Origin of the sequence: Micromonospora cremea (assembly GCF_900143515.1) — a bacterium.
GTDB classification, from domain to species: Bacteria; Actinomycetota; Actinomycetes; order Mycobacteriales; family Micromonosporaceae; genus Micromonospora; species Micromonospora cremea.
Window position 1 is genome coordinate 1699471 of the sequence record NZ_FSQT01000001.1, and the last position, 26826, is coordinate 1726296.

The window sequence follows — 26826 nt, forward strand, 5'->3', positions numbered from 1 at the left end:
GAGCCTGCCGTGGACCTCACCACCATCTGGTTTCTCCTCATCGCCGTGCTCTTCACCGGCTACTTCATCCTGGAGGGCTTCGACTTCGGCGTGGGCATGCTGCTGCCCGTGCTCGGCCGCGACGACCGCGAACGACGGGTCCTGATCAACACGATCGGCCCGGTCTGGGACGGCAACGAGGTGTGGCTGATCACCGCAGGCGGCGCGATGTTCGCCGCCTTCCCCGAGTGGTACGCCACCCTCTTCTCCGGCTTCTACCTGCCGCTGCTGCTGATCCTGCTGGCCCTGATCGCCCGTGGGGTGGCCTTCGAGTACCGGCACAAGCGCCCCGAGGTGTCCTGGAAGCGACGCTGGGACGCCGCGATCGTGATCGGCTCGCTGCTGCCGGCGTTCCTGTGGGGTGTCGCCTTCGCCAACATCCTGCGCGGCGTGCCGCTGGACGCCGAGCACGAGTACGTCGGTGGCCTGTTCGACCTGCTGCACCCGTACGCCCTGCTCGGTGGCGCGACCACCCTCGCGCTGTTCCTCACCCACGGCGCGGTGTTCATCGCCCTGAAGACCGCCGGCGACATCCGCGAGCGCGCCAGCGCCCTCGCGGTGCGCCTCGGCGTCGGCGCCGCTGTGCTCGCGGTGGGCTTCCTGGCCTGGACGCTGAGCATCCGCTCCAGCGCGGCCGCCGTCGTGCTCGCCGTCGGCGCGGCCCTCGCCCTGCTCGGTGGCCTCGCCGCCGCCCGCGTACGCCGGGAGGGCTGGGCGTTCACCGGCACCGCGGTGGCGATCGGGCTGGCGGTGGCGACCCTGTTCGCGGCGCTGTTCCCGAACGTGCTGCCCTCCACCCTGGACGCGGCGGGCACGTTGACCGCCACCAACGCCGCCTCCACCCCCTACACCCTGAAGATCATGACCTGGGTGGCGGTGATCTTCACGCCGGTCGTGCTGGCCTACCAGGGCTGGACCTACTGGGTGTTCCGCAAGCGGATCGGCGTGGCCAACATCCCGCAGCACTGACCGCCGCCGGGGCGGGGCCGGCACCGGCCCCGCCCCGGCCGTAATTCGGCGGCCCTCGAAAATCCATCCCGCTAGGGTGTGCCGATGCCCGAAACCGTGCACGTGCGCGAACTCACCGCCGACGACCTCGCCGAGGCCTGGGAGCTGGGTCGGCTCACCTTCGGGGGCGATCCGCAGCGACCACCGCACGCCACCGTCGCGGTGCCCGGCATGACCCGCTACGGCGCGTTCGACGACACCGGCCGCCTCGTCGGCAAGGCCGTCGACCTGCACCACGACCAGTGGTGGTCCGGGCGGGCCGTGCCCGCGGCCGACGTCGCCGGCGTGGCGGTCGCCCCCGAGGCCCGCGGTCGGGGCGTGGCCCGCGGCATGCTCACCGCCCTGCTGCGCGGCGCCCGCGAGCGCGGCGCGGCGATCAGCGCGCTGTACCCGACCGTCGCCGCCCCCTACCGTGCCTGCGGCTGGGAGGCCGCCGGGGTGCTGCGCACCGTCGACCTGGCCACCGCCGCGCTGTCGCGGCACCGGCCGGACCCCCGGTTGACCGTCCGCGCCGGCACGGCCGCCGACCTGCCCGCCGTCGCGGCCCTGTACGAGCGGGTCACCCGGCACCGCAACGGCCCGCTCACCCGCCGGGGTGAGCTGTTCGACTTCTTCGCCGCCGAGCGCGGCCTGCCCGGCGACGCGCTCACCCTCGTCGAGGACGGCGGTGACCTGGTGGGCTACGCCAGTTGGGAGCGGGGCCGGGGCTACGGCGCGGACTCCGTGCTGACCGTCGACGAGGCCCTGGCGACCACCGCCGAGGCCGCCCGGGAGCTCGTCGGCGTGCTCGGCAGCTGGGCCAGCGTCGCGCCGACCCTGCGGTTGTGCCCGCTCGACGGCGACGCCGTGAGCGTCCACCTGCCGCTGGAGTTGGCCCGTGAGCACGAACGGGACCTGTGGATGCACCGGCCGGTGGACGTGGCCCGGGCGGTCGGCATGCGCGGTTGGCCCGCCCACGTGCGGGGCGCCGTCGAGTTCACCCTCGCCGACGCGGTCGCTGACTGGAACACCGGCACCTGGCGGTTGAGCGTCGCCGACGGCGACGGCGAGCTGACCCGGATCGGTGGCGAGGCCGACCTGCGCGTGGACGTGCGCGGCTTCGCGCTGCTCTACGCCGGCGCCGCCCGCGCCCGGTCGGTCGCCGAGGCGGGCCTGCTGCACGCCGCCGGCGCCGACCCGGACGCTCTGGACCTGTTGGGCGCCGGAGGCCCGGCGCAGCTGCTCGACTACTTCTGACCGAGCGTCGCGGCGACGCCCGGTCCGGCCGGCATCGCTGCCAGTTCGGCGTTGGCGCGCTGGGTGACCAGGGTGAGGACCCGGGCGGCGGTGCTCGTCTCGTCAGCCGGGATGTCCGCGTACAGCCGGGCGGTGATGCCCGCGACGGCGTCGGAGATGCGGCCCTGCACGGTGTGGCCGGTGTCGGTGAGCCACACCCGTGGCTGCCCGGCGCCCGTCGGCGTGCGGTCGTCGACCTGGGCGAGATCGGCGTCGACGAGTTGGGTGATCAGCGTGTGCGCCGCCGGTTCGTCGACCTTGAGGGTGCTGGTGATCCGGTGCACGAGCCCGGTCCGCTCGATGGCGCCGGCGGCGAGGACGTTGAGGGTGAGCGCCTGGCCGAAGGTGACCCCGAGCGGGGCGACGGCCCGCTCCAGCAGGGCCCGGGTGGCGTAGTGGGCCTGGCCGACGACCTGGCCGTTGAGGGTGGGAGCGGTGGACATGACGCCTCCTTCTTAACGTTGGCTCGACCAACGTTGGTGCAGCCAACGTAGCATGGATCGTGGGTGGAACCAACGATTACTGCTAGGGTGCGACCCATGGAGTCCACCGCCCCGCAGTCACCCGCCGGGCTACGCACCACCCCGAGCTGGCTGCTCAACCAGACGGCCAGCCACGCCGCCCGCCTGGTCAGCGAGGGCTTCGCCGCCCACCACCTGCGCGGCTACCACTACCGGCTGCTGGCCGCGCTCGCCGAGGGCGGCCCCGCCAGCCAGGCCGACCTGGGCCGTCGCTGCGCCATCGATCGCAGCGACGTGGTGGCGGCCATCAACGACCTGGCCGGTCGGGGGCTCGTCGTACGAGCCCCCGACCCGGCCGATCGCCGCCGCAACGTCATCAGCCTCACCGACACCGGCGCCGACGAGGCACGCCGGATGGCCGAGACCGTCGACCGCGTCCAGCAGGACCTGCTCGCCCCGCTGTCCGCCGCTGAACGTGACCAGCTCGTCCGGCTGCTCACCCGGCTGCTGGACCACCACCGCCGGGACTGACCCGACCCGTCAGCGGGCCTCGCGCAGCTCCGCCAGCCGCGCCTCGATCTCGGCCAGCTCCGCGCGCAGCTTCTCCGCCTGCTGCTCCGCCTCCGCCCGTTCGGTGCCGAGGATCTGCTCCACCGCCTCCTGCACGCCCGGCACGTCGACCAGCGCCACCATCTTCAACGCCTCGGCCGGCTTCACCACGTACGGCTTCGCGAGGGCCTTGCTGCCCTGCTGCGCGGCGACCGTCCACTCACCCTCGGCGTACGCCAGTGTCACCGTCAGGCCCGCGGGGCCCTTGGGCTTCGCGGCCTTGACCGCCCGCCGCGCCGGCGCCTTCTCCACCTGCTCCACCTTCGGCTCCTCCCGCCGCGGCGTCGGCACCCGCGGCGTGTCCAACACGAACTCCGGCTCCGCCACCGCGGGCGGCTGCTCCTGCGCCGGCGGCTCCGGCTTCGGCTCGGCGACCCGACGACCGGCGCCCTTCGGCGCCACCGCGAGATCCGCGGGGGAGAACGGCAACTCGTCGCGGCCGAAGCGCACCACCACGAACTCGTCGGACACCTCGGGGTCGGTCAGCTCGACCACCTGGCCGATCTGACCGGCGACCTGCCCCGCCGACGCGGTGAACACCACCCTGGGCCGGCGGCCCGCCGCCAACGTATCCCGCAGGCTCTGCACCTCGTCAGTGGACAAACCCTGGCCGGCATCCATCACAACCCTCTTCCGTACACCTGTTTGATTGCTGTCTTGATACCAGCCGGCTGCGACACCCGCCGCACGGGGCTCACGCCCGCTCAGCCGCCCAACGCCCGCAGCGCCCGGTCGGCGTGGTCGTTCATGCTGATCTCGCTGTGGATCACCTCGATGACCCGCCGGTCCGCGCCGATCACGAACGTCATCCGCTTCGTGCTCAGCGGCCCCAACGGCAGCCGCCGGCGCACGCCGAACCGCTGCGCCACCGTCCCGTCCTGATCCGACAGCAGCGGATAGTCGAAGCCGTGCAGCGTGGAGAACTCCGCCTGCCGGGCCACGCTGTCGCGGCTGATGCCCACCCGCGAGGCGCCGACCGCCGCGAACTCCGCCGCCAGGTCCCGAAAGTGGCAGCTCTCCGCCGTGCAGCCCCGCGTCATCGCCGCCGGGTAGAAGAACAGCACCACCGGCCCCGCCGCCAGGAACTCCGACAGCCGCCGTGGCGTGCCCGTCTCATCCGGCAGATCGAAGTCCTCCACGACGTCGCCGACACCCACACCCGCCACCGCGCACCTCCGTTGTCGGACCAGACAGGCGGTGAGCGTAAGCGATCACGCCCAGAGGGCCGCCACCTCGTCCGCCACCACCGCGGCCTGCGTCCGCCCGGCCCGCGCGGATCCCGCCCGTCGCGCCGGATCCAGCACGTTGCGACCGATGGCCTTGCGCGCCGCCGCGTCCGGCGTCACCACCACCACCCGTGACCCGGCCGCCCGCAATCCGGCCACCTGCGCCGACAGCCGTGGCATCGGACCGAACGCCCCCGACGTCGGCGCGATCACCAGCACCCGTCGGGCATCCGCGGCCAGGTCGGCGTTCACCACCGAGCGCATCCCGCCGTCGACGTAGCGGCGCGCGCCGATCGTCACCGGCGGCCACACCCCGGGCACCGCGCAACTGGCGCCCACCGCGTCCACCAGGGACACCGCGCTGTCGTTGTCGAAGACCACGAACTCACCCGAGGACGCGTCCACCGCGGTCACCAGCAGCCGTCGCGCCGGCCACTGGGCCGTCGGCAGTCGGGCCTCGATGACGGCGCGTCGGGACGCCTCCGACGGGGTACGCGCCGCCACCGCCATCGCACCGATCCGCGCCCGTGCCCGTACCGCGTCGCGGGTCCGCGCGCCGGCCCACATCATCCGTGCCAGCACCGCCAGGCCCAGCCGCGCCGCCAGCTCGCCCGACGGCGGCGCCAACTGCGCCTCGTACAGCTGCTCCAGCGGCACCCCCGAACAGACCTGCGCCCCGACGACCGAGCCCGCCGACGTGCCCACCACCAGGTCGGCCTCGGTCACCGGCACGCCCCGTTCGGCGAGCCCCGCCAGCAGCCCCAGCTCCCAGGCCACGCCCGTGACCCCGCCACCGCCGAGCATCAACGCCCGCTCCATGTGACTCTCCTCTCGACGACCGGCCGCGCCGGTCACGGTAGCGTCGGCGCGGCCGGTACGCGGCCCCAGGAACCAGCGGGAGGCACCATGACACCCGTCACCGTCATCACCGGCGGTGGCCGCGGCATCGGCGCGGCCACCGCCCGCCGTCTCGCCGGAGCCGGTCACCACATCGCCCTGTGCTACCGCCGCGACCAGGCCGCCGCCGACGCCGTCCTGGCCGATCTGCGGGCCACCGGCGTGCAGGCCATCGCTGTACGCGCCGACACCACCGACCCGGACCAGGTCGGCGCCCTGTTCGACGCCGCCGCGCAGCTCGGCCCGCTCACCGGCCTGGTCAACAACGCCGGGGTCACCAGCCCCATCGGGCCCTTCACCGAGCTGCGCGTCGACGACCTGCGCCGGGTCGTCGACGTCAACCTCGTCGGCTACGTCCTCTGCGCCCAGCAGGCCGCCCGCCGGTTGACCGACGGCGGCGCCATCGTCAACGTCTCGTCCGCCGCCGCCACCCTCGGCAGCCCGGGAGAGTACGTGCACTACGCCGCCGTCAAGGCCGCCACCGACACCCTCACCGTCGGCCTGGCCAAGGAACTCGCCCCGCGCGGCATCCGGGTCAACGCGGTCGCCCCCGGCATCGTGCGCACCGACATCCACGCCGACTCCGGCGTACCCGACCGCGCCGACACCGCCGCCGGTCGCATCCCGCTCGGCCGTGCCGGCGAACCCGACGAGATCGCGGCCGCCATCGCCTGGCTGCTCGGCCCGGACGCCTCGTACGCCACCGGCACGGTGCTGCGCGTCTCCGGCGGTCTTTGACCGACCGGGGTGTGGGCGCCGCGCGGGACGCGGCACCCACCGGGGCGTCAGTGGGTGAACAGCTTCGCCGCCGTGATCACCGTCTGCGCCACCCCGTAGCCGAGCAGCGCCGCCACCACCAACCAGCTGATCCACAACCGGGCCTGCTGCCCGGGCCGTCCGTTCTCGCTCATCGGGTGCCACTCCTCTCCGCCGTCACCGGCGCCGTGTCCTCGGGGCCGTCTCCACTGGTGGGCGGCTCGTGGAACCGTTCCGGCACCGGCCGGATCAGCAGGTTCGCCACGAAGCCCACCGCCAGCACGCCGATCATCGTGAACAGCGCCGGCCGGTACGCCGCCGCCGTCAGCGTGCCCGGTTCGCCCTCGGCGTCGAGGAACCCGTTGACGATCAACGGGCCCGCGATGCCCGCCGCCGACCAGGCGGTCAGCAGCCGACCGTGGATCGCGCCCACCTGGAACGTGCCGAACAGGTCCCGCAGGTACGCCGGCACCGTGGCGAACCCGCCGCCGTAGAACGACAGGATCACGCAGGCCAGCAGCACGAACAGCGCCGTGGCCGTCTGCCCGAGCAGGGCCAGCAGCGCGTACAGCACCATTCCGACACCCAGGTACACCATGTAGATCGGCTTGCGGCCGATCACGTCCGAGGTGGACGACCAGGCGAACCGCCCGGCCATGTTGAACAGCGACAGCAGCCCCACGAACCCGCCGGCCGCGGCCACCGACACCGCCGATGTGCCGTTGTCCCGGAAGAAGTCCTGGATCATCGGGCTGGCCTGCTCCAGGATGCCGATGCCCGCCGTCACGTTGCAGAACAGCGCCACCCACAGCAGCCAGAACGACCGGGTCTTCACCGCGTTGGCCGCCGACACGTTCGCCGTGGTGACCAGCGGCTTGGACGCCACCGTCGCCGGGTCGAAGCCGGCCGGGCGCCAGTCCGACGCCGGCACCCGCACGTTCGCCACCCCGAACATCATGATCACGAAGTAGCCCAGTCCGAGCGTCACGAACAGCCAGACCAGGGCGCTGCCCGACGCCGTCGATCCCGCGACGGCCGGGTCGTAGCCCGGGTCGTAGAACGACAGCAACTGCCGGGACAGGGGAGAGGCCACCATCGCCCCACCACCGAACCCCATGATCGCCAGGCCGGTCGCCAACCCGGGGCGGTCCGGGAACCATTTGATCAACGTGGAGACGGGGGAGATGTACCCGATTCCCAGACCGATGCCGCCGAGCAACCCGTACCCCAGGTACAGCAGCCACAGCTGCTTCGTGGCGATGCCCAGGGAGCCCACCAAAAAGCCCGCCGCCCAGAAGCAGGTGGAGACGAACATCGCCTTGCGCGGCCCGTTCGCCTCCACCCAGGTCCCGGCGACCGCGGCGGACAACCCCAGCATCACGATCGCGATGCTGAAGATCACCCCGATCGCGGTCTGGCTGGCGTCGAAGTGGGCGATCAGCGAGTTCTTGTACACGCTGGTCGCGTAGACCTGGCCGATGCAGAGGTGGATGGCCAACGCCGCCGGGGGGATGAGCCAACGGCTGTAGCCGGGCGGCGCGACGGTGTGCCGACGATCGAGCGCGGAAAGCATGAGCTGCTTCCTCTCCGAAGCGGGCGAGAAACGTCCTCATCACTTCCCCACACCGCAGGGCAGGAGCAAACCTCACCGTCGCCGGACGGTCGATCCGGTGAGCTGAGCGGTCAGTCAGCCCGGCTCAGCCGCCCGGTGTCCGCCATCTGCTCGTCCGCCCCGAACCAGGCCGAGTCGAGCTTCCCGAACACCATCGCGATGCCGCGCTGTCCGAAGCGCTAGCTGGCCGAGTCCGCCCGCCAGACCCAGTTGCGCCGCTCGTACAGCGGCGTGAGACCCACCCGGAGCATGTTGTTCAGCGACGAGTTGGACGAACCTGGCTCGGGCCTGCCCGTCTCGGCGGTGACCCACCGGCAGCCGGCCTCCGCCGCAGCCGCCGCCCGGGCCGTCAACAGCGCCGACTGCGCCCCCCGACCCCGGTGCGTCGGCAGGGTCGCACCGGTGTTGAGCGAGCCCACCGCACCGTGGATGAACAGGTTGGCGGCGGCGACCATCTCGTCGCCGTCCCAGGCGGCGTACGGGTGAAAGCGCGGGTCACGCACGCCAGCCACGATCATCGGCCCAAGATGCTCCTCGGGCATACCGAAGCAGCGCAGCACCACCGACGCCCACTGGTCCACCAGATCGGCGCTCACCGGACCGACCCGGAGCTCGGTGCGTCCGGGTCGGAGCGTCTCGATCTCGGCGGCGAGCTTCACCCAGGTGCCGCTTGCGGTGATGTTCTCCCGCGCGCAGATCTCGTCCCAGTCCGCCGGCAGCCGGTCAGGGGCGATCTGGATGACGGCGGTGGGGGTCCGCTGAGCGCGGTAGAAGTCGCACACCCGGCCGATCAGGTCGCCGCTGACCGGCTCGGCGAAGCCGAACCCGAGCGCTTTGCTCCAGTAGTTGGTGGGGTCGTGCCGCATCGACAGCACCACTCCGCCACCCATCCGGGTGGCCGCCAAGCCGAGCGCATCCTGGACCTCGACCGGTGCCCCCGACTCGTACCGGAACATGAACTCGGCCTCGGCCAGCTCGGCAAGAGCGCGCACCGTGTCCTTCATGATCACCGCAGCTGCGGTGTGTGCCAGCCGTCGGCGAGCGCGTCGGCGTCCGCCGGGCCCCAACTGCCCTTGTCGTACGGCTGCACCGGCGCCGCCAGATCCAGGATCGGCTCGACGATGCGCCACTCCTGCTGGATCGTCTCCTCACGGGCGAAGCGCAGGTGGTGCCCGTCCATCGCGTCGTCGAGCAGACGCTCGTACGCCTCCTGGCGGTGACCGAGTGCCGCGCCGAAGTCGACGGACAGGTCCACCGGACGGCTCGCCACCTCGGCGCCGGGGCTCTTCGCCTGGATCGACATCGTGATGCCGTCGCCGCGACCGAGCCGGAACCGCAGCAGGTTCGCGGTGACCGCGGCACCGCCCTCGGCCCGGACGAGGGAGCGCTGCGGCTGCTTGAACTCGACCACGACCTCGGTGGCCGTGCCCGGCAGCGACTTGCCGGTACGCAGGTAGAAGGGCACACCGGCCCAGCGGCGGGAGTTGACCGTCAACCGGGTCGCCACGAACGTCTCCGTGTTCGAGTCCGGTCGCACGCCCGGCTCGTCCCGGTAGCCGACGTACTGCCCCCGCACGGTGGACTCCGGCGACAGCGGCTCGATCTGCCGCAGCACGGCGACCTCCGCCTCGCGGAACGCGTCGGTGGTGTCGGCGACCGGCGGTTCCATGCCGATCAGCGCGACGACCTGCAGGATGTGGTTCTGCAGCACGTCGCGGGTGGCGCCCACCGTGTCGTAGAAGCCGGCGCGCCCCTGGGTGCCGAAGCCCTCGGCGAGCGTCACCTGGATGTTGTCGATGTGCTCGCTGTTCCACAGCGGCTCGAACAGCCGGTTGGCGAACCGGAAGGCGTAGAGGCCCTCGACGGCTTCCTTGCCGAGGTAGTGGTCGATGCGGAACACGCGCTCCGGGTCGAACGCCGCGCGCAGCGTGCGGTCCAGCTCGTGGGAGGACTCCAGGTCACGCCCGAACGGCTTCTCCACGATCACCCGGCCCCGCTCGGCCAGACCGGCGGCCGCCAGGCCTTCGACCACGGAGCCGAACACCGCCGGGGGGATCGCCAGGTAGAAGATCGGTCGCTCGGCGCCGCGCAGGCGCTCCGCCAGACGCTGGTACGTCACCGGGTCCGCGTAGTCGCCGGAGATCATCGAGAGGTTGCCCGCCAGCGCGTCGAAGGTCTCGTCGTCGATCTCGTCGTTCGCCTCGAAGACCGACTTGCGGGCGGTGGTGACAAGTTGCTGATCATCCCAGGGGGATCGGGCCACGCCGATCACCGGGACGTCGAGGCGGTTGCGCCGGGTCAGTTCGTACAGCGCCGGGAAGAGCTTCTTCGAGACGAGGTCTCCCGTGACGCCGAACAGCACTACCGCGTCTGAGCGCACGTGCATGGCACTTCCATCCGATCGAGTGAACCTGATCTTCCGACGGGACAACCCCCCCGGCCCAGCTCGGAATTCCCCGCCGGCCTGCCCGGGTGAGGACAGCGACAGGGCCGCGCCGGGTGCGGCATGACCGGCCCGAACCATAAGGAAGGTTTACAGTCCAGGTGCGGCGCGGGTAGCGTGCGAGGTTGATCGATGACCACCGATAACGACGAAGGCCTGGAGGTATCCGTGCGTCGCCGACACACCATGACGCGGCTGCTGGTCATAGCCGCACTCGGACTGCCGTTCATCCTGCCCGCCGCCCCCGCCGTCGCCGCGCCGACCGCCCCGGCCCGCCACCTGCACGACGTGGTGCCCGCGCCCGTCGAGACCCACCCCGACGCCCGGGGCACGTTCCGCCTCAGCCCCCTGACGGTCATCCGCACCTCGCCCGGCTCGGCCGCCGCCTGGCAGGTGGGGCGACAACTCGCCGAGACACTGCGCCCCGCGACCGGCTACCCCCTGCCGGTGCTGCCCGCGCGCTCGACGCCGCTGCCCGAGATCGCCCTGGTCATCGGGGGAGCGGACGGGCGGGTCGGCCAGGAGGGCTACCAGCTCGACGTCACCCGCCGCGGGGTGACGATCCGGGCCAACACCGCGGCCGGGCTGTTCGCCGGCACGCAGACCCTGCGCCAACTGCTGCCCGCCGAGATCGAGGCGTCCAGCCGGCAGCGGGTCACCTGGACCGTGCCCGGCGGACGGATCGTGGACTACCCGCGCTTCGCGTACCGCGGGGCGATGCTCGACCTGGCACGGCACTTCCACACCGTCGACGAGATCACGGCGTACGTGGACCTGCTCAGCCAGTACAAGGTCAACTATCTGCACCTGCACCTGAGCGACGACCAGGGCTGGCGGATCCAGATCGACTCCTGGCCCCGGCTCACCACCGTCGGCGGCGGCCCCGGCACCGGAGTCGACGGGGTCGGCCCCGGGTTCCTCACCAAGGCCGACTACAAGGCCGTCGTCGCCTACGCCGCCGCGCGACACATCACCATCGTCCCCGAGATCGACATGCCCGGGCACACCAACGCCGCCCAGTCGACCTACCCCGAGCTCAACTGCGACGGCGTCGCACCGCCCCCACGCACCGACATCGCGGTCGGCTACAGCTCGCTGTGCATCGGCGACGAGCTGACCTACCGGTTCGTCGAGGACGTCATCCGCGAACTCGCCGCGATCACCCCCGGGCCGTACCTGCACGTCGGCGGCGACGAGGCGCACGCGACCACGGACGAGGACTACCGCACGTTCATGCAACGGGTCCTGCCGCTGGTCGCGAAGTACGGCAAGCGCGCCTCGGGATGGAACGAGATCATGCAGGTCGACCCGCCCACCGACGCCGTGGCGCAGTTCTGGGGCACCGGCACCACCAACGCCGACCTGGCCGAGGCCGCCGCGCGGGGCAACAAGGTGATCATGTCGCCGGCGAACAAGGCCTACCTGGACATGAAGTACGACGCCAACACCCGCCTGGGCCTGTCGTGGGCCGCCTACATCGAGGTGTCCGACGCGTACGGCTGGGACCCGGCCACCCGGGTGACCGGCGTCGGCGAGGACGCGATCCTCGGCGTCGAGGCCCCGCTGTGGTCCGAGACGCTGCGCAGCCTGGACGACATCGAGTACATGGCCTTCCCGCGCCTGTCCGCGATCGCCGAACTCGGCTGGTCGACGGCGGCCAGCCACGACTGGGAGTCGTTCCGCACGCGGCTGGGGGAGCAGGCACCCCGGTGGCGCCTGCAGGAGGTCGACTTCTACCCGTCCCCGCAGGTGCCCTGGCTCTGACCGGACGAGCGGGATGGGTCCGGGCCACGCGGCCCGGACCCACCCGCACACGGGCCCGTCCTGCTGGGCGATGGCGGCCCGACATGGCACGATCACGTACGTGACCAGCAGACCCGACGAGGCGCAGCACCTGCGTGACCTCGCACGCCTGCGCCGCGTCCGCGACCGGATCGACCGCGAGTACGCCCAGCCTCTGGACGTCGAGGCACTCGCCCGCGGCGTGAACATGTCGGCCGGGCACCTCAGCCGCCAGTTCCGGCTCGCCTACGGCGAGTCGCCGTACGCCTATCTGATGACCCGGCGCATCGAACGCGCCATGGCGCTTCTGCGCCGTGGCGACCTCAGCGTCACCGACGTCTGTTTCACGGTCGGCTGCTCGTCGCTGGGCACCTTCAGCACCCGCTTCACCGAACTGGTCGGTGTGCCGCCCAGCGTCTACCGGGACCGGGCGGCCGCCGCGACGGCGGGGATGCCGGCGTGCGTGGCCAAGCAGGTGACCAGACCGATCAGGAATCGAGAAGCGCGGGCCTCCCAGCCGCAACTAGCGTGACCGCCATGGACATCACCATTCACTCGAGCTTCCTGCCGCACACCGACCCGGACGCCTCGCTGGCCTTCTACCGCGACACCCTCGGCTTCGAAATCCGCAACGACGTCGGATACGAGGGCATGCGCTGGATCACCGTCGGCCCCGCCGGTCAGCCCGACACCTCCATCGTCCTGCACCCGCCGACCGCGAGCCCCGGCCTCACCGACGACGAGCGCCGCACCATCCTCGAGATGATGGCCAAGGGCAGCTACTTCGGGGTCAACCTGGCCACCGCCGACCTCGACGGCACCTTCGCCAAGTTGGAGGGCAGCGGCGCCGAGGTCGTCCAGGAGCCCACCGAGCAGCCGTACGGCGTCCGCGACTGCGCCTTCCGCGACCCCGCAGGCAACATGATCCGCATCCAGGAACTGCGCTGAGTTATGGCGACCCCAGCCCTGACCCACACCGACGGCACCGCCCCCGAGCCGCCTCACGACCAGAGTGCCGACCCCCGCTGGCCCGCTCACCGTCGTCGTGACACCGGGCACCGGCTCGCCCACGACATCGACGTCTGGGTGGCCAGCGCCTCGGCCGACGGTGCGCCCTACCTGGTGCCGCTGTCCTTCCACTGGGACGGCGAGACCCTGCTCCTGGCCACGGCGGCGGACAGCCCGACCGGCCGGAACCTGGCCGCCACCCGCGCCGTGCGGCTGGCCCTGGGCCACACCCGCGACGTGTCGATGATCGAGGGCGACGTCGAGGTCCTCGAGATCGACACGCTGCCGCGGGAGCGGGGGGACCAGTTCGCCGCGCACACCGGCTTCGACCCACGCGCCCTGACCACGCCGTACCGCTGGTTCCGGATCTCCCCACGCCGCATCCAGGCGTGGCGCGAGGTGAACGAGATGCCCGGCCGCGAGCTGATGCGTGACGGCCGCTGGTTGGTCTGACCCTGGGGATACCGTCGTTCCCGCACCTCGCGAAGCTGACCAGATCGAGCCAGGCGACACCGACGGAGACCGCGCCAGCGCGGTCTCCGTCCGACAGATGGAGACACGATGAGCAAGGCCACGAGGACGGACACGCAGTCGCCTGCGCCGCACATCGCCGACAGCCACGACCTGATCCGTGTGCACGGCGCGCGCGTGAACAACCTCAAGGACGTCAGCATCGAGATCCCGAAGCGCCGGCTGACCGTGTTCACCGGCGTCTCCGGCTCCGGCAAGAGCTCCCTGGTGTTCAGCACGATCGCCGCCGAGTCGCAGCGGATGATCAACGAAACCTACAGCGCCTTCCTGCAGGGCTTCATGCCGACGCTGGCGCGGCCCGAGGTCGACGTGCTCGACGGCCTGACCACCGCCATCATCGTCGACCAGCAGCGAATGGGAGGCGACGTCCGCTCCACCGTCGGCACCGCCACCGACGCCAACGCGATGCTGCGCATCCTGTTCAGCCGGCTCGGCAAGCCGCACATCGGCTCACCGCAGGCCTTCTCCTTCAACGTCGCCTCCATCAGCGGGGCGGGCGCGGTCAGCATGGAGCGCGGCGGAAAGACCGTGAAGGAGCGCCGCACCTTCACCATCACCGGCGGCATGTGTCCGCGCTGCGAAGGACGCGGCTCGGTCTCCGACATCGACCTCACCCAGCTCTACGACGACTCCAAGTCCCTCGCCGAAGGCGCCTTCACCATCCCCGGCTGGAAGTCGGACAGCTTCTGGACCGTCCGGGTCTACGCCGAGTCGGGCTTCGTCGACCCGAACAAGCCGATCCGCGAGTACACCAAGAAGGAACTCCAGGACTTCCTCTACAAGGACCCGGTCAAGGTGAAGGTCGACGGCGTCAACCTCACCTACGAAGGTCTGATCCCCAAGATCCAGAAGTCGTTCCTGTCCAAGGACAAGGAAGCGCTCCAGCCGCACATCCGAGCATTCGTCGACCGCGCCGTCACCTTCACCACCTGTCCCGAATGCGACGGCACCCGACTCAGCAAGGCGGCGCGCTCCTCCACGATCGACGGGATCAACATCGCCGAGGCCTGCGCGATGCAGATCAGCGACCTCGCCGAATGGGTCAGCAGCCTCAACGAGCCCTCGGTGGCGCCGCTGCTCGCCGCACTGCGCCACACCCTCGACTCGTTCGTCGAGATCGGGCTCGGCTACCTCTCGCTGGACCGGCCGTCCGGCACCCTGTCCGGCGGCGAGGCACAGCGCACCAAGATGATCCGCCACCTCGGCTCCTCACTGACCGACGTCACCTACGTCTTCGACGAGCCCACCATCGGCCTGCACCCCCACGACATCCAGCGGATGAACGACCTGCTGCTGCGGCTGCGCGACAAGGGCAACACCGTCCTCGTCGTCGAACACAAGCCGGAGGCGATCGCGATCGCCGACCACGTCGTCGACCTCGGCCCCGGCGCCGGCACCGCGGGCGGCACCGTCTGCTTCGAGGGCACCGTCGAGGGACTGCGCGCCAGCGACACCGTCACCGGCCGCCACCTCGACGACCGGGTCGCCCTCAAGGACACCGTACGAAAGCCCACCGGCACGCTGGAGATCCGCGGCGCGACGGCGCACAACCTGCAGAACGTCGACGTCGACATCCCCCTCGGGGTGCTCTGCGTGGTCACCGGCGTCGCCGGCTCCGGCAAGAGCTCACTCGTGCACGGCTCGATCCCCGCCGGCGAGGGCGTGGTCTCGGTCGACCAGGGCGCGATCCGCGGCTCGCGGCGCAGCAACCCGGCGACCTACACCGGACTGCTCGACCCGATCCGCAAGGCCTTCGCGAAGGCCAACGGCGTGAAGCCCGCGCTGTTCAGCGCCAACTCCGAGGGAGCCTGCCCCACCTGCAACGGCGCCGGCGTCATCTACACCGACCTGGCGATGATGGCCGGCGTCGCCACCACCTGCGAAGAGTGCGAAGGCAAGCGGTTCCAGGCATCGGTGCTGGAATACCACCTCGGCGGCCGCGACATCAGCGAGGTGCTCGCCATGTCGGTGACCGAGGCCGAGGAGTTCTTCGGCTCCGGCGAGGCACGCACCCCGGCCGCGCACGCCATCCTCGAACGGCTCGCCGACGTCGGCCTCGGCTACCTCAGCCTCGGCCAGCCCCTCACCACGCTGTCCGGCGGCGAGCGGCAGCGGCTCAAGCTCGCCACCCACATGGCCGAGAAGGGCGGCGTCTACGTCCTCGACGAGCCGACCACCGGCCTGCACCTCGCCGACGTCGAGCATCTGCTCGGCCTGCTCGACCGGCTCGTCGACTCCGGCAAGTCGGTCATCGTCGTCGAGCACCACCAGGCGGTCATGGCGCACGCCGACTGGATCATCGACCTCGGCCCCGGCGCCGGGCACGACGGCGGCCGGATCGTCTTCGAGGGCACCCCCGCCGACCTCGTCGCCGCCCGCTCCACGCTCACCGGCCAGCACCTCGCGGCCTACGTCGGCGCCTGACCGAGCCGTCTGATCCGTACCCGCCATCGCCGGGGGCGTCCGGGGGAGTACCCCGGACGCCCCCGTGCCGTCCGATGTCTATCCGCGACCTGAACCTGGCGTGGCGGTGCCGCCAGAGGTCGCCTCGGGTTTCGTGTACAGAATCTCGCGGGCCTGCTCCGCGGCGCGGGCGATGCTCTCGGCGATGAAGTCGACGAAGCGAGCGATGCTCTCGAGACGGATGGCGGCCGGGGTGCCGGGACCGAGGACGCTGACGCCCTGCCGCGCGACCTCGGCGAGCTGTGCGTTGGACCGGGCGCCGGCGATCGTGCTCTGGTAGAAGACGTCGTCGTCGACGACGTAACGCTCCCGGCGGCGGTCGTCGCGTTCCCGGCGAATGAGGCCCTGGCTCTCGAGGAACGTGATCGCCTTGGAGATGGACGCCGGGCTGACCTGGACACGTTCGACGAGCTCGGACGCGGTGAGGCTGCCCGCGTCGGCGGTGTAGAGGCAGGTCAGCACCCGCGACATCATCTTGGGAAGACCCTGCTGCATCAGGAGGGTCGTGAACATCTCCTCGTACTCGCGCACGGCCTCGGCGTCGCGTCCGTGGGCCTGCGAGGGTGCCTGCGGCCCTCGGGGAGGGACCTGCCTGCGCCGGTGAGAGCGGCGTTCGGTGGCGCGGTGGGCCAGGTCGGCACGGTAGGCGGTGGGGCCGCCGTTGCGCATCACCTCACGCGTGATCGTCGAGGTGGGACGGTCGAGACGCCGGGCGATTTCCGCGTAGGCGAGCCCGTCGGCCAGCCCGAGCGCGATCTGCTGGCGTTCCTGCTGGCTGAGCCTGCCTCCCGGCATCGCGATCTCCCTCCACGCTTGCTTGAAGCGCCAGCATAGCGTTCACTCCTGGCCTATTGCAACGGTGAGGATCTCGATCGTTGCGTTAAATTCAGACCAGTTGCAACGATAATTCGGCTCTCACCTGCCTAAATGCTTGCCGTGCGCAACGATTCTGTTGCCTGATCTCTAAACGCAACGTAGCGTTTCCGGTGTCAGAAACAAGAACGCAAGAGGAGAGCACGATGCAGACGTTCGACACCCCCACCCCGATCGCCGCCATCCTCGACATCCCCGCGGGGCGCGTCCAGTTCATCGCCGCCGACCGGGCCGACACCACGGTCGAGGTCCTGCCCGCGGACGCCTCGAAGGCCCGCGACGTGAAGGTGGCGCAGCAGACCACGGTCGAATACGGCGACGGCGTCCTGCGGATCAAGGCCTCGGCGAAGAACCAGCTCCTCGGCCCCTCCGGATCCATCGAGGTGACGGTCCAGCTGCCCGCCGGTTCCCAGCTCACGGTGAAGGCGGCCAGCGCCGAATTCCGCGCCGTCGGACGGTTCGGCGATGTCGCCTTCGACGGCGCGCACGGTGTAATCAAGATCGACGAAGCGGCGAGCGTCCGCCTCACCACCGCCGCCGGTGACGTCTCGGTCGGCCGCCTCAACGGGCCGGGGGAGATCAGCACCGTCAAGGGCGACATCCAGATCGCCGAGGCCGTGAGCGGCACGGTCGTACTGCGCACCCAGGCCGGCAACGTGTCGGTCGGCGCCGCCCACGGCGTTTCCGCCTCCCTGGACGCCGGCACCACCCTCGGCCGGATCCACAACGCGCTGATGAACACCGAAGGCGCCGCCGGCCTGACCATCCACGCGACCACCGCACAGGGCGACATCGTCGCCCGCAGCCTCTAAAGGAGCACCCATCATGACCAACCTGGCCATCGCGGCGAACGGCCTGCGTAAGTCCTACGGCGACAAGGTCGTCCTCGACGGCGTCGACCTGAACGTCCCCGAAGGAACGATCTTCTCCCTGCTCGGCCCGAACGGCGCCGGCAAGACCACCGCCGTCAAGATTCTGTCCACCCTCATCTCCGCCGACCCCGCCTCCGGCGCCATCCGCGTCGGCGGCCACGACCTCACCACCGCCCCCCAGGCGGTCCGCGCCTCGATCGGCGTCACCGGCCAGTTCTCCGCCGTCGACAACCTGATCACCGGCGAAGAGAACATGCTCCTCATGGCCGACCTGCAGCACCTGCCCAAGCGTGAAGGCCACCGCACCGCCGCGGAGCTGCTGGAACGCTTCGACCTGACCGACGCCGCCAGGAAGCCCGCCTCCACCTACTCCGGCGGCATGAAGCGCCGCCTCGACCTCGCCATGACCCTGGTCGGCAACCCGCGAATCATCTTCCTCGACGAACCCACCACCGGCCTCGACCCCCGCAGCCGCCACAACATGTGGCAGATCATCCGCGAACTCGTCTCCGACGGCGTCACCGTCTTCCTCACCACCCAGTACCTCGAGGAGGCCGACGAACTCGCCGACCGCATCGCCGTACTCAACGACGGAAAGATCGCCGCCGAGGGCACCGCCAAGGAACTCAAGCGGCTCATCCCCGGCGGACACGTCCGGCTCCGCTTCACCGACCCGACCTCGTACCAGTCCGCGGCCTTCGCGCTTCACGACGCCACCCGCGACGACGAGTCCCTCTCGCTGCAGATCCCCAGCGACGGCAGCCAGCGCGAACTGCGCGCAATCCTCGACCGGCTGGACTCGGCCACCATCGAGGCCGACGAGCTGACCGTGCACACCCCCGACCTCGACGACGTGTTCTTCGCCCTCACCGGCGGCGGCGCCAACGTCCCCACCCAGCCCAAGGAGGCCGTCCGATGAGCACCCTCTCCTTCGCCGTCCGCGACTCGTCCACCATGCTGCGCCGCAACCTCCTGCACGCCCGGCGCTACCCGTCCCTCACCCTGAACCTGCTGCTCACCCCGATCATGCTGCTGTTGCTCTTCGTGTACGTCTTCGGCGACACGATGGGCTCGGGCATCATCGGCGGCGGCGCGGACCGCTCCGAGTACATCGCGTACATCGTCCCGGGCCTGCTGCTGATGACCATCGGCAGCACCGTGATCGGGACCGCGGTGTCCGTCTCCAACGACATGACCGAGGGCATCATCGCCCGCTTCCGCACGATGGCCATCCACCGCGGTTCGGTGCTCGTCGGGCACGTCATCGGCAGCGTCCTGCAATCCATCGCAAGCGTGGTCCTCGTGGGTGCCGTCGCCGTGGCCATCGGCTTCCGGTCCACCGGTGCCGGCGTCCTGGAATGGCTCGCCGCGCTGGGGCTGCTCGTGCTCTTCGCCCTGGCGCTCACCTGGATCGCGGTCGGCATGGGCCTGGTCAGCCCGAACGCCGAGGCCGCCAGCAACAACGCGATGCCGCTGATCCTGCTGCCGCTGCTGTCCAGCGCCTTCGTCCCGGTCGACGCCATGCCCGGCTGGCTCCAACCGATCGCCGAGTACCAGCCGTTCACACCCGCCATCGAGACCCTGCGCGGGCTGCTGCTCGGCAGCGAGATCGGCCACAACGGGTGGCTCGCGGTTGTCTGGTGCCTGGGCCTCGCGGTGCTCGGCTACATCTGGTCGACCTCGAAGTTCAACCGCGACCCGAAGTAACCGCCATGACGGCGGGTCCTTCCCGCAACTCGTCCCGCGCGAGGGCGGCGTACTCCGACACGATGTCGGAGCACGCCGCCCCGTCGGCGTTCCACATATGTCCCTTCTCATTCATCCTGAGCCACCTGAACCACCCCTGACCTGCAGTGGCTCAAGATAGTGAGAACTGCCCAGCCAAAGCTTTTCTCATTATCTTGAGCCAAGTTCAAGTCTTGTCGTCCGTCCGACGCTCAAGACGCTGGCTTCTATCGGCAATGGGAGACGCTGTGGCAGTTACCATGCGTCACCTCTGCCAGGCGGTGGAAGACTGGCTCACCGAGCAGGACAGCAAGCGCGGCCGGCGGATGGAGTATCCCTCGGCTGGTCGATCGGCAAACCCGACCGCGGCAACCCCGCTCGTCTGCGATCTAGTTGAGGCGCGTCCAGAACCGGTCCCGGGCCGAACACCGCCGCGGGGACCACCAGCGGATCGCTCACGACGCCCCGTGAGGGGTCGCAGAGCGCTGGTCGAACAGAGCCCACCCTCTGCTGATCATGCCGGCGGAGAAGAACGTCAGGAAGAACATGCGCTCGACGCTCGCCGTGATCCTGATGTGAGCGATCCCCGCTGGCGCGCCAGGCAGGTCGACGCGGTGAGCGAGGGTCACCATGGACCAGAAGTCGCCGTGGGCGGTCCCGCTGCACAAGTTCCACGTCAGTTGCGCCACCGTCGGACCCATGACGTCATGCTCACCTGCGACTCGAACTACCTCCGTCGAACTGACCCCCTTGGTCGCCGCGGTTTCGTCCAGCCCGCAGCGGCGGGCGATCGCCTTGAGTTCGTCAATCCGGTCGGCCGCCGGCCGGGGCGCTGGCGCCCCCAGCATCTGCCTGACCCGCTCGCCGTTGCGGACGTCGGCCGCCGCAAAGCGCAGGCGGCGGGTGAGGCGCTCCGGCCGGCTGGCCGGCCCTAGTAACCACACAGCCGTGCTGGCGTTCTCAAACGCCCCCCTCAGCAGGGAGTAATGCGCGTACATGTGGATCATCGCCGCGTCACAAAGCACCGTGCGGTGGGCGTGCAGGTGGTCGACGGCGTGACTGAGTGCGATCCACGCGGCACGACTGGTGTGGTACGGGTTGACTCGCCGGTCGTCGCCGGCGAGAGCACTGCCGGCGCCGACGGTGCGGCGTGGACCTTCGGGGTTGAGGCGCGCCCGCCACGCGTCCACCTGCTCAAGGATGCCTAGCATCCCCTCGAAGAACGGCCTCTCGTGCTCTTCCATCGGGCACACCGTACGGGGCGGCACCGACGATTGACGGTCGGCCAGGTCCTGCCGGGACGGCCGTACGAGGATCGCTCGGTCTGCGGTGATGGCGGGCCTCCCGCCGGGTGGATCGGATCAGTAGCGACCCGGTCGCGGCGATCGTGGACGCACCATCCGCCGCTGGCCAGATAGGCGAAACCGACGTCGGCTTCTGGCCGTGCGGCCGATGATCAGGGCATGTGGGCGCGCGCCGACATTCCGGCCGTCTGGGGCCCCGTCGACGGCCGGAACCTGCTGGTGCCCGTCGACGACGACGGTTTCCCGCCCGAGATCCTCGACCAGAACTGGCTGTGGGTGGAGTACGGCGGCGAGCTGCTCGACACCGACGTCGGCGGGGTGTACGAGCTCGTGCCGCTCGGCGGCCCTGGGCCGCCGTGGGTGTACGTCTGGACGCCAGCGGCCGAGGCGCGATAAAGCGCGGGATGTGCTCCCGCCAGCGGCTCAGCCGGTTGCTCATCCAAACCAGAAGATCAAATAGACGTGGTGTGTGGGGGAGAGGTCGATCGGGCAGCTGTCGAGAGGACGATCGACACGTGATCGCCCGGCATCTGGTGCCACGCTCGACGCCACCCGGCGATGGTCTCCACCACAGGTGGCTTACGTCGGTGTTGCAGGACATTGCGAAGCTACCCCGGGCGTACCTGACGAACATCCACGAACACCCCCGCGCCTCGGTCCGACCCCTCAAACCGCAGGCGTACGAGAAGTACCTGCGGCAAGCACGGTGGTGGTCCTCGGGATCCGGGCGCAGACGAAGTTGTCGCGGCGCCCAGGTCCTGGCGGTGAACACGAGCGGCCGGGCCGGGGCCGTTCGCCGTGGCGTGGCGCGGCGAGGCCGAGGTGGACGGCTTCAACGAGCTGGTCCTGCACGGCGGCCTCACCCATCGAAAGCGGATCGCCGGTGACCTGGTCGAGAGCTGGATGCTGATCGAGATCGACCCGGTCCGGGACGTCGGCGAGCGGGACCGGCTGCGCCGGGAGCTGCAGCGGGTGCTGACCGACGTTCAGGAGGCGGTCGAGGACTGGCCGAAGATGCGCCAGCGCGCGCTCGCCCTCGCCGACGAGCTGGCCGCCGCGCGGACCAGCCGTCGACGCGTTTCTCGAACGGTTCCGCGACGACCCGGCCACCCGCGCCACCTACACCGAGACCCTGCGCTGGCTGCGCGAGACCGCCGGCGACCAAGTGCCGGTCGCGGCCCTCACCCCAGAGATCTACGAGCGGACGATGGCCCGCTGGGACGAGCGGGCCGCGAACACCTGGAACAAGCACCTGTCCGCGCTGACCTCGTTCACCGCCTACTGCGTTGTTTTTGGTCTGGAAACTACGGACGGGCCTGTACGCGCAGCCGCTGGACGCCAGCTACTGGAGTCCAACAGCCGGACGGCGGAGTCACCGCACGACACTCACGCCTCGGGCAGCCAGCCACGCTCCCGGGCACGCCAGCCCAACTGCAGGCGCGACTGCGCCCCCGCCGTCTCCATCAGGTGCTGCATCCGGCGAACGACGGTGCGCCGGCTCATCCCGAGGCGCGCACCCGCCGTCTCGTCGGTCATCCCGGCAACCAGCAGCGACAGCAACTTGCGGTCCTCATGCGAGATCTCGCCCCGCGCGGTAACCTCACCGGCGCCCGACAGGCCCAAGGGACTCGCTGTCGACCACACGCCCTCGAAGAGTGCGACGAGCGCGTCGAGCAGCGCGCACGGGTGGACGAGCACCGCCGCATCCTGCGCCGCATCCGTCAATACCAGAGGGAGCAGGGCCAGCGTGCGATCTGCGACGGCGAGCTTTGTCGGCACGCTCGGCGCGAGGCGCGCTATCTCGCCATTGCGGACGTGCTCCCCGGCCGCCGCCAGGGTGGCCGGATCGGCGAGCGCGTCGATGGTGTAGACGACGCGGTAGGTGATTTCCCGCCCGCGCTCCATCTGTACGCGGTTGACCTGCTCGGCCGCGGCGTACGGCGGCGCGACCAGCATCCGCATCGTTGCCTTCGCGACACGCTGTACCCGGTCGAAGGCACGCTGCACGCTTGCTTGCCCTTGGACGATCTCGATGAGTTCACCGGTACGCCGTCCGGCGGTACGGTCGCGGGTCTGGGCCGCCAGCGCGTGCGCCGCCTCGCGGACCCGGTCCAGCTCGGCGTGCTGGCGCTGGATCAACTGCTCGATCGCCTCGTCTGGCGGAACCGGCACGACCAGGCCGTGCGGCGGTGGCGTGCGGTGCACCATTCCTTTGCGGTGCAGGCCGGCCACCGCCCGGCTGATCTGCGTGGTGGGCCGTCCGGTGCGTCTGGCCAGCTGATCCACGGTGGCGCTGCCCTGCCGCAGCAGCCCAAGGTAGGCCGACTCCTCGGCGGTGGTGAGTCCGGCGGGCTCGAGCATGCGTGGGCCTCCCATCGAGCGGCGGTGTGGGACGGGACAGGTGGCGAGGCCGGCGGTTCCGGGACGTGTGATCGGCGGTGGCGCACCTGAGTCACGACTCATCTGCGCCCTTGAGTGATCTAGCCCCGGGTGGTGCCAAGTGTGACACTCGGCCGAGCTCGATTCCACGATCATCCGGGAGACCCGCGGTCGGGAGGAGGGCCCTGTCGTGAGGTCGCTACAGGGTCAAGAGCGGCCATTTGAAGAAAGGGTCCATGTCTGTGCATCCTTCCCGGCCACACCGGCGTACTGCCCTGACGGCGGTATCCGGTGCCCTCATGGTGGGGCTCGCGGCTCTGGCGGCCGTGCCTCCGCCACCGGCGCTCGCCTCGCCGCAACCTGCCACCGAGCCTGGCCCCGCGCAGCAGCGCGCCGAACACCACACGATCACCCTTGTCACCGGCGATACAGTGGCCGTCACTCGTGGACCGAAGGGCATCATTTCCTACAGCGTCACCCCGGGCCCTGGCCGCCAGGACGTGACGTTCCTGACCCGATCGGCCAGCGACGGCGCCGTCTCGGTAATCCCCTCCGACGCGCTGAACCTGCTCTCCGCCAACCAACTGGACCCCCAACTGTTCGACCTGGCCGCGCTGATCGACAGCGCGCCCGACGACGGTGGCGAACTGCCGCTGATCGCCCAGTACGCCAAGGCGACCACGGCCGGGCCCTCCAACCGGGTGCGGGGCGTGCTCGCCGACGGTGCCCGGACCACTCTCGCCCTGCCCCGGCTCGGGCTGAACGCGGTGCGCGTCCCCCCGAACAACACCGGACGCATGTGGCGTGCAGTCACCGGTGGAGAGAAAGCTGCACAGCGTCTGCGCGGTGGCCTCGGCAAGCTCTGGCTGGACCGCAGGATGAAGGTCTCGCTGGAGCGCAGTGTGCCCCAGATCGGCGCCCCGACTGCCTGGCAGGCGGGGCTCACCGGGACCGGTGTCACCGTGGCCGTTCTTGACACTGGCTACGACATCGACCACCCCGACCTCAAGGACGTGGTCGTCGCGTCCGCCGACTTCGTCGGCGAGGGCACGGTAGACGACCACGTCGGGCACGGCACCCACGTTTCCTCGACCATCGCGGGCAGCGGAGTGGCCTCGAACGGGCTGCGCAAGGGCGTGGCGCCCGGCGCGAAGCTGGCCGAGGGCAAAGTTTGTTCCGAAGAAGGCTGCCCCTGGTCGGCGATCCTCTCCGGGATGCACTGGGCGGCCAACGAGGTGCATGCGAAGGTCATCAACATGAGCCTCGGCGGGCTCGACTCCGCTGGTATCGACCCGCTCGAGGCCGCGGTGAACGACCTGTCGGCTCAGACCGGAGCCCTCTTCGTCATTTCGGCGGGCAACAACGGCTGCAGGTATGGCGCCCGCCCGGTCGGCTCGCCCAGCACCGCTGACGCGGCGCTGAGCGTGGCCGCGGTCGACCGGACCGACTTCATCGCCGACTTCTCCAGCTGCGGTCCACGCATGCTCGACAACGCGCTGAAGCCGGAGATCAGTGCGCCAGGAGTGGGCATCGTCGCAGCGGTCCCCGGCGGGGGCTACGGGTCCTTCAGCGGTACGTCGATGGCCGCCCCGCACGTCACCGGCGCGGCGGCGATCCTGGCCCAGCAGCATCCGGACTGGACCGGAGAGCAGCTGAAGGCCGGCCTGATGAGCAGCGCCTCCGAGCCCCGCTGGGAGAGCATGCCATCGCCCCGGTACGGGTCCGGCCGTGTCGACGTGGCGCGGGCGGTCGCCGCTCAGGTCACGCCGAGCGTCGGTGGTCTGAACATCAACCAGCCCTGGCCGCGTCCCACAGCGGGCGTCACCCGCACGGTCAGCTATCGCAACGTCGGGACCGAGCCGGTCGTCCTCGATCTGGCCGTCTCGTCGATCCCGGCCGCGCTGGTCACGCTGAACACCCAGCGGTTGACGGTGCCCGCCGGAGGCGGCGCCTCGGTGACGCTCACCGTCGGCAGCGAAGGCGAGGCAGAGGCCTACCACCTCGGCGCCCTCACCGCCACCGTCGACGGCGCCCCGGTGGCCCGGACCGCGCTGACCTACCACCAGGACGCGCGGTACGACGTGTCGGTGGAGCTGGTCAACCGGCTCGGCGCGCCCGCCGAGGGCAGTGTGGCCGCGGTGAACGGCGACACCGGCGCGGTGACGTACTTGACGGTCAATGGGGGCACGGCACGGGGGATGCTTCCCACCGGCCGGCACTACCTGCTGACCACGGTGTTCCCGGGCGGGCCGGAGGACATCGCCTTCACCTACGGGATCGTGCCGGTCACGGTCACCGACGATACGGCCGTCCTGCCGGTACGGGTCGACGCCCGCCGCGGCAGGCAGGTCCGGCTCGAAATCTCCGACCGCTCGGCCGAGCATGTCGTCACGTCCGTGGACCTGACCCTCGACGTGGCCGGCACCCGGATGGCGCACGGCGGCTCCTTCGGCGTGCAGGGCGCGAGCTACGTGCTCCCGGTCGAGGATCCGGCCGTCACCTATGGCGCCCGGGCGGTCTTCGACAAGAAGGGTTCGAGCGAGCAGTCGCCGAGCCCCTACCACTACCGGATCGCCGACACCCGCGCCGGCATCCCCACCGACCCGGTACGCACCGCGGCCAGGGAGGACCTCGCCCGGGTCGTCATGGACTTCAAGGCTCCCGGCGTCGCCTCCAGCGGATCCGCCGCCGTCGGCATGATCACCGACGACAGCCTTCCCACGCTCACCATCGAAGGGCCGGTCGACTTCCCGTCGAAGGTGATCGACTACCGGGCGCCGGGGCGGTACGAGAGCGAGATCCGCATCGGCGACAACTGGATCACGGCACCGGCCCGAACCGTCAGCCTGGCTGAACCCGGCCGGGAGACCTGGAACAACGCGCTCCTCGGGCCGACGCTGGACAGCACCGGGCTGAACGGAGACGGCTTCATGTCGATCCCCGACATCCCGTGGTTCGTCGACGCCGAGACGCACGACTTCGCGTACACCCCCGCGTCCGGCACCCTGACGCTGAAGCGGGAGGGGGAGCAGGTCGCGCAGTGGCAGGCCGGCCAGTGGGGCTACGCCTACGGGCTGCCCGTGGAGAAGGCCACGTACACCCTGCAGGCGAGCGTCACCCGGTCGGTGCCGTTCGCCACCCTGTCCAGCCGGATCGACGCCGAGTGGCGGTTCACCACGGCAGGCACCACGGAGTGGCTGGCCAATCCACTCATGGTGCCCCGCCTGGCAGCCGTCGGCCTCGACGAGTACAACCGGGCCGCCGGCAAGGCACCCACCAAGGTGCTGATCGGCGTCAGCGGCCAGCCCGCCGGCGGCGTCCCGGCCACCCGAGTCACCCGGGTGGAGGCGTCCTTCGACGAGGGCCGCACCTGGAAGTCGCTGAAGGTCACCGCTGGGCCGAACGGGACGCTGGGCAAGGTGATGGTCCCCAACCCGCCCGCAGCGGGCCACGTCGCGCTGCGGGTCACGCTGGCGGACCGGGACGGCAACCAGGTCACGCAGACCGTCCACCGCGCCTACGAGGTGCGGCCCCGGTAACCGAGCGAGGCCGGGCCCGAGCGG

The 26826-nt window shown here is 70.9% G+C and carries 25 protein-coding genes and 1 pseudogene; 15 read left to right on the top strand and 11 right to left on the bottom strand.

Annotated features, from left to right (window positions below):
- Positions 1–9: 9 nt before the first annotated feature.
- Together cydB and BUS84_RS07785 are read left to right on the top strand one after the other, a co-directional pair.
- Positions 10–1008: a cytochrome d ubiquinol oxidase subunit II gene (cydB, locus tag BUS84_RS07780; RefSeq protein WP_074310050.1), complete on the top strand. Its 999-nt coding sequence runs from the start codon at positions 10–12 to the stop codon at positions 1006–1008.
- 84 nt (positions 1009–1092) lie between these two features.
- Positions 1093–2283 carry a GNAT family N-acetyltransferase gene (locus BUS84_RS07785; protein WP_208869549.1) on the top strand — a complete coding sequence of 397 codons (1191 nt, stop codon included), beginning with the start codon at positions 1093–1095 and terminating at the stop codon, positions 2281–2283.
- On the opposite strand, the gene BUS84_RS07790 is transcribed toward BUS84_RS07785, so the two are convergent.
- Complete coding sequence (locus tag BUS84_RS07790; RefSeq protein WP_074310052.1) at positions 2274–2765, bottom strand: hypothetical protein; 492 nt, start codon at positions 2763–2765, stop codon at positions 2274–2276. The two genes, BUS84_RS07785 and BUS84_RS07790, sit on opposite strands and share 10 nt — an antisense overlap.
- A 96-nt stretch (positions 2766–2861) precedes the next feature.
- Between BUS84_RS07790 and BUS84_RS07795 the strand changes: the two genes are divergently transcribed.
- On the top strand, positions 2862–3314 hold the full coding sequence (locus BUS84_RS07795; protein ID WP_074310054.1) for a MarR family winged helix-turn-helix transcriptional regulator: 453 nt from the start codon (positions 2862–2864) through the stop codon (positions 3312–3314).
- A 9-nt stretch (positions 3315–3323) separates the two neighbouring features.
- Here the strand turns inward: BUS84_RS07795 and BUS84_RS07800 are convergent, their stop codons facing one another.
- The 3 genes from BUS84_RS07800 to BUS84_RS07810 form a co-directional block, all read right to left on the bottom strand.
- Entirely contained in the window at positions 3324–4013 is a 690-nt protein-coding gene (locus BUS84_RS07800; RefSeq protein ID WP_074310056.1) for a hypothetical protein, read from the bottom strand.
- Positions 4014–4096: 83 nt separating this feature from the next.
- The gene (locus tag BUS84_RS07805) at positions 4097–4558 is read right to left on the bottom strand and encodes a peroxiredoxin (RefSeq protein ID WP_280175105.1); all 462 of its coding nucleotides are present in this window, start codon (positions 4556–4558) and stop codon (positions 4097–4099) included.
- A 45-nt stretch (positions 4559–4603) separates the two neighbouring features.
- Positions 4604–5437, bottom strand: coding sequence for a patatin-like phospholipase family protein (locus tag BUS84_RS07810; RefSeq protein ID WP_074310060.1), 834 nt, complete (start codon positions 5435–5437; stop codon positions 4604–4606).
- An 87-nt stretch (positions 5438–5524) separates the two neighbouring features.
- Here BUS84_RS07810 and BUS84_RS07815 point away from each other — a divergent pair, with 87 nt between their 5' ends.
- Positions 5525–6253, top strand: a complete 729-nt coding sequence (locus BUS84_RS07815) for an SDR family NAD(P)-dependent oxidoreductase (protein WP_074310063.1) — start codon at positions 5525–5527, stop codon at positions 6251–6253.
- A 47-nt stretch (positions 6254–6300) separates the two neighbouring features.
- On the opposite strand, the gene BUS84_RS40600 is transcribed toward BUS84_RS07815, so the two are convergent.
- From BUS84_RS40600 to zwf, 4 genes are all read right to left on the bottom strand, one after another.
- Positions 6301–6426 carry an MFS transporter small subunit gene (locus tag BUS84_RS40600; protein WP_269458402.1) on the bottom strand — a complete coding sequence of 42 codons (126 nt, stop codon included), beginning with the start codon at positions 6424–6426 and terminating at the stop codon, positions 6301–6303.
- Positions 6423–7844 (bottom strand): OFA family MFS transporter, encoded by a 1422-nt coding sequence (locus tag BUS84_RS07820; protein ID WP_074310065.1) that lies wholly within the window; start codon positions 7842–7844, stop codon positions 6423–6425. The genes BUS84_RS40600 and BUS84_RS07820 overlap by 4 nt, the downstream gene beginning before the upstream one ends.
- 218 nt (positions 7845–8062) lie before the next feature.
- A complete protein-coding gene (locus BUS84_RS07825) occupies positions 8063–8887 on the bottom strand; it encodes a GNAT family N-acetyltransferase (RefSeq protein WP_074310066.1) in 825 nt (274 codons plus the stop codon).
- 2 nt (positions 8888–8889) lie between these two features.
- Positions 8890–10269 (bottom strand): glucose-6-phosphate dehydrogenase, encoded by a 1380-nt coding sequence (gene zwf, locus BUS84_RS07830; RefSeq protein WP_074310069.1) that lies wholly within the window; start codon positions 10267–10269, stop codon positions 8890–8892.
- A gap of 189 nt (positions 10270–10458) precedes the next feature.
- Here zwf and BUS84_RS07835 point away from each other — a divergent pair, with 189 nt between their 5' ends.
- From BUS84_RS07835 to BUS84_RS07855, 5 genes are all read left to right on the top strand, one after another.
- Positions 10459–12090, top strand: coding sequence for a beta-N-acetylhexosaminidase (locus tag BUS84_RS07835; RefSeq protein WP_244298429.1), 1632 nt, complete (start codon positions 10459–10461; stop codon positions 12088–12090).
- Between the two features lie 70 nt (positions 12091–12160).
- Positions 12161–12640 carry a helix-turn-helix transcriptional regulator gene (locus BUS84_RS07840; RefSeq protein WP_208869641.1) on the top strand — a complete coding sequence of 160 codons (480 nt, stop codon included), beginning with the start codon at positions 12161–12163 and terminating at the stop codon, positions 12638–12640.
- Between the two features lie 5 nt (positions 12641–12645).
- Positions 12646–13056 (top strand): VOC family protein, encoded by a 411-nt coding sequence (locus BUS84_RS07845; RefSeq protein WP_074312294.1) that lies wholly within the window; start codon positions 12646–12648, stop codon positions 13054–13056.
- Positions 13057–13059: 3 nt separating this feature from the next.
- Positions 13060–13569, top strand: a complete 510-nt coding sequence (locus BUS84_RS07850) for a pyridoxamine 5'-phosphate oxidase family protein (RefSeq protein WP_074310071.1) — start codon at positions 13060–13062, stop codon at positions 13567–13569.
- 108 nt (positions 13570–13677) lie between these two features.
- Complete coding sequence (locus BUS84_RS07855) at positions 13678–16071, top strand: ATP-binding cassette domain-containing protein (protein ID WP_074310073.1); 2394 nt, start codon at positions 13678–13680, stop codon at positions 16069–16071.
- Between the two features lie 78 nt (positions 16072–16149).
- On the opposite strand, the gene BUS84_RS07860 is transcribed toward BUS84_RS07855, so the two are convergent.
- Entirely contained in the window at positions 16150–16905 is a 756-nt protein-coding gene (locus tag BUS84_RS07860; protein WP_074310075.1) for a helix-turn-helix domain-containing protein, read from the bottom strand.
- A 224-nt stretch (positions 16906–17129) separates the two neighbouring features.
- On the opposite strand from BUS84_RS07860, the gene BUS84_RS07865 reads away from it, so the two are divergent.
- The 3 genes from BUS84_RS07865 to BUS84_RS07875 are packed head-to-tail and all read left to right on the top strand — an operon-like array spanning position 17130 to position 19562.
- Entirely contained in the window at positions 17130–17795 is a 666-nt protein-coding gene (locus BUS84_RS07865; RefSeq protein WP_074310077.1) for a DUF4097 family beta strand repeat-containing protein, read from the top strand.
- Between the two features lie 13 nt (positions 17796–17808).
- Positions 17809–18774 carry an ATP-binding cassette domain-containing protein gene (locus BUS84_RS07870; protein WP_074310079.1) on the top strand — a complete coding sequence of 322 codons (966 nt, stop codon included), beginning with the start codon at positions 17809–17811 and terminating at the stop codon, positions 18772–18774.
- A complete protein-coding gene (locus BUS84_RS07875) occupies positions 18771–19562 on the top strand; it encodes an ABC transporter permease (RefSeq protein WP_074310081.1) in 792 nt (263 codons plus the stop codon). The genes BUS84_RS07870 and BUS84_RS07875 overlap by 4 nt, the downstream gene beginning before the upstream one ends.
- 473 nt (positions 19563–20035) lie before the next feature.
- Here the strand turns inward: BUS84_RS07875 and BUS84_RS07880 are convergent, their stop codons facing one another.
- Entirely contained in the window at positions 20036–20824 is a 789-nt protein-coding gene (locus BUS84_RS07880; RefSeq protein WP_074310083.1) for a hypothetical protein, read from the bottom strand.
- Positions 20825–21043: 219 nt separating this feature from the next.
- On the opposite strand from BUS84_RS07880, the gene BUS84_RS07885 reads away from it, so the two are divergent.
- Positions 21044–21280: a hypothetical protein gene (locus BUS84_RS07885; protein WP_074310085.1), complete on the top strand. Its 237-nt coding sequence runs from the start codon at positions 21044–21046 to the stop codon at positions 21278–21280.
- 486 nt (positions 21281–21766) lie between these two features.
- Positions 21767–21961, top strand: a pseudogene (locus BUS84_RS41180) (hypothetical protein); the annotation flags it as partial.
- A 309-nt stretch (positions 21962–22270) separates the two neighbouring features.
- Here BUS84_RS41180 and BUS84_RS07900 read toward each other — a convergent pair.
- Positions 22271–23245, bottom strand: a complete 975-nt coding sequence (locus tag BUS84_RS07900) for a helix-turn-helix domain-containing protein (protein WP_074310087.1) — start codon at positions 23243–23245, stop codon at positions 22271–22273.
- Between the two features lie 317 nt (positions 23246–23562).
- Between BUS84_RS07900 and BUS84_RS07905 the strand changes: the two genes are divergently transcribed.
- Positions 23563–26802, top strand: coding sequence for a S8 family serine peptidase (locus BUS84_RS07905; RefSeq protein WP_074310089.1), 3240 nt, complete (start codon positions 23563–23565; stop codon positions 26800–26802).
- Positions 26803–26826 lie beyond the last annotated feature (24 nt).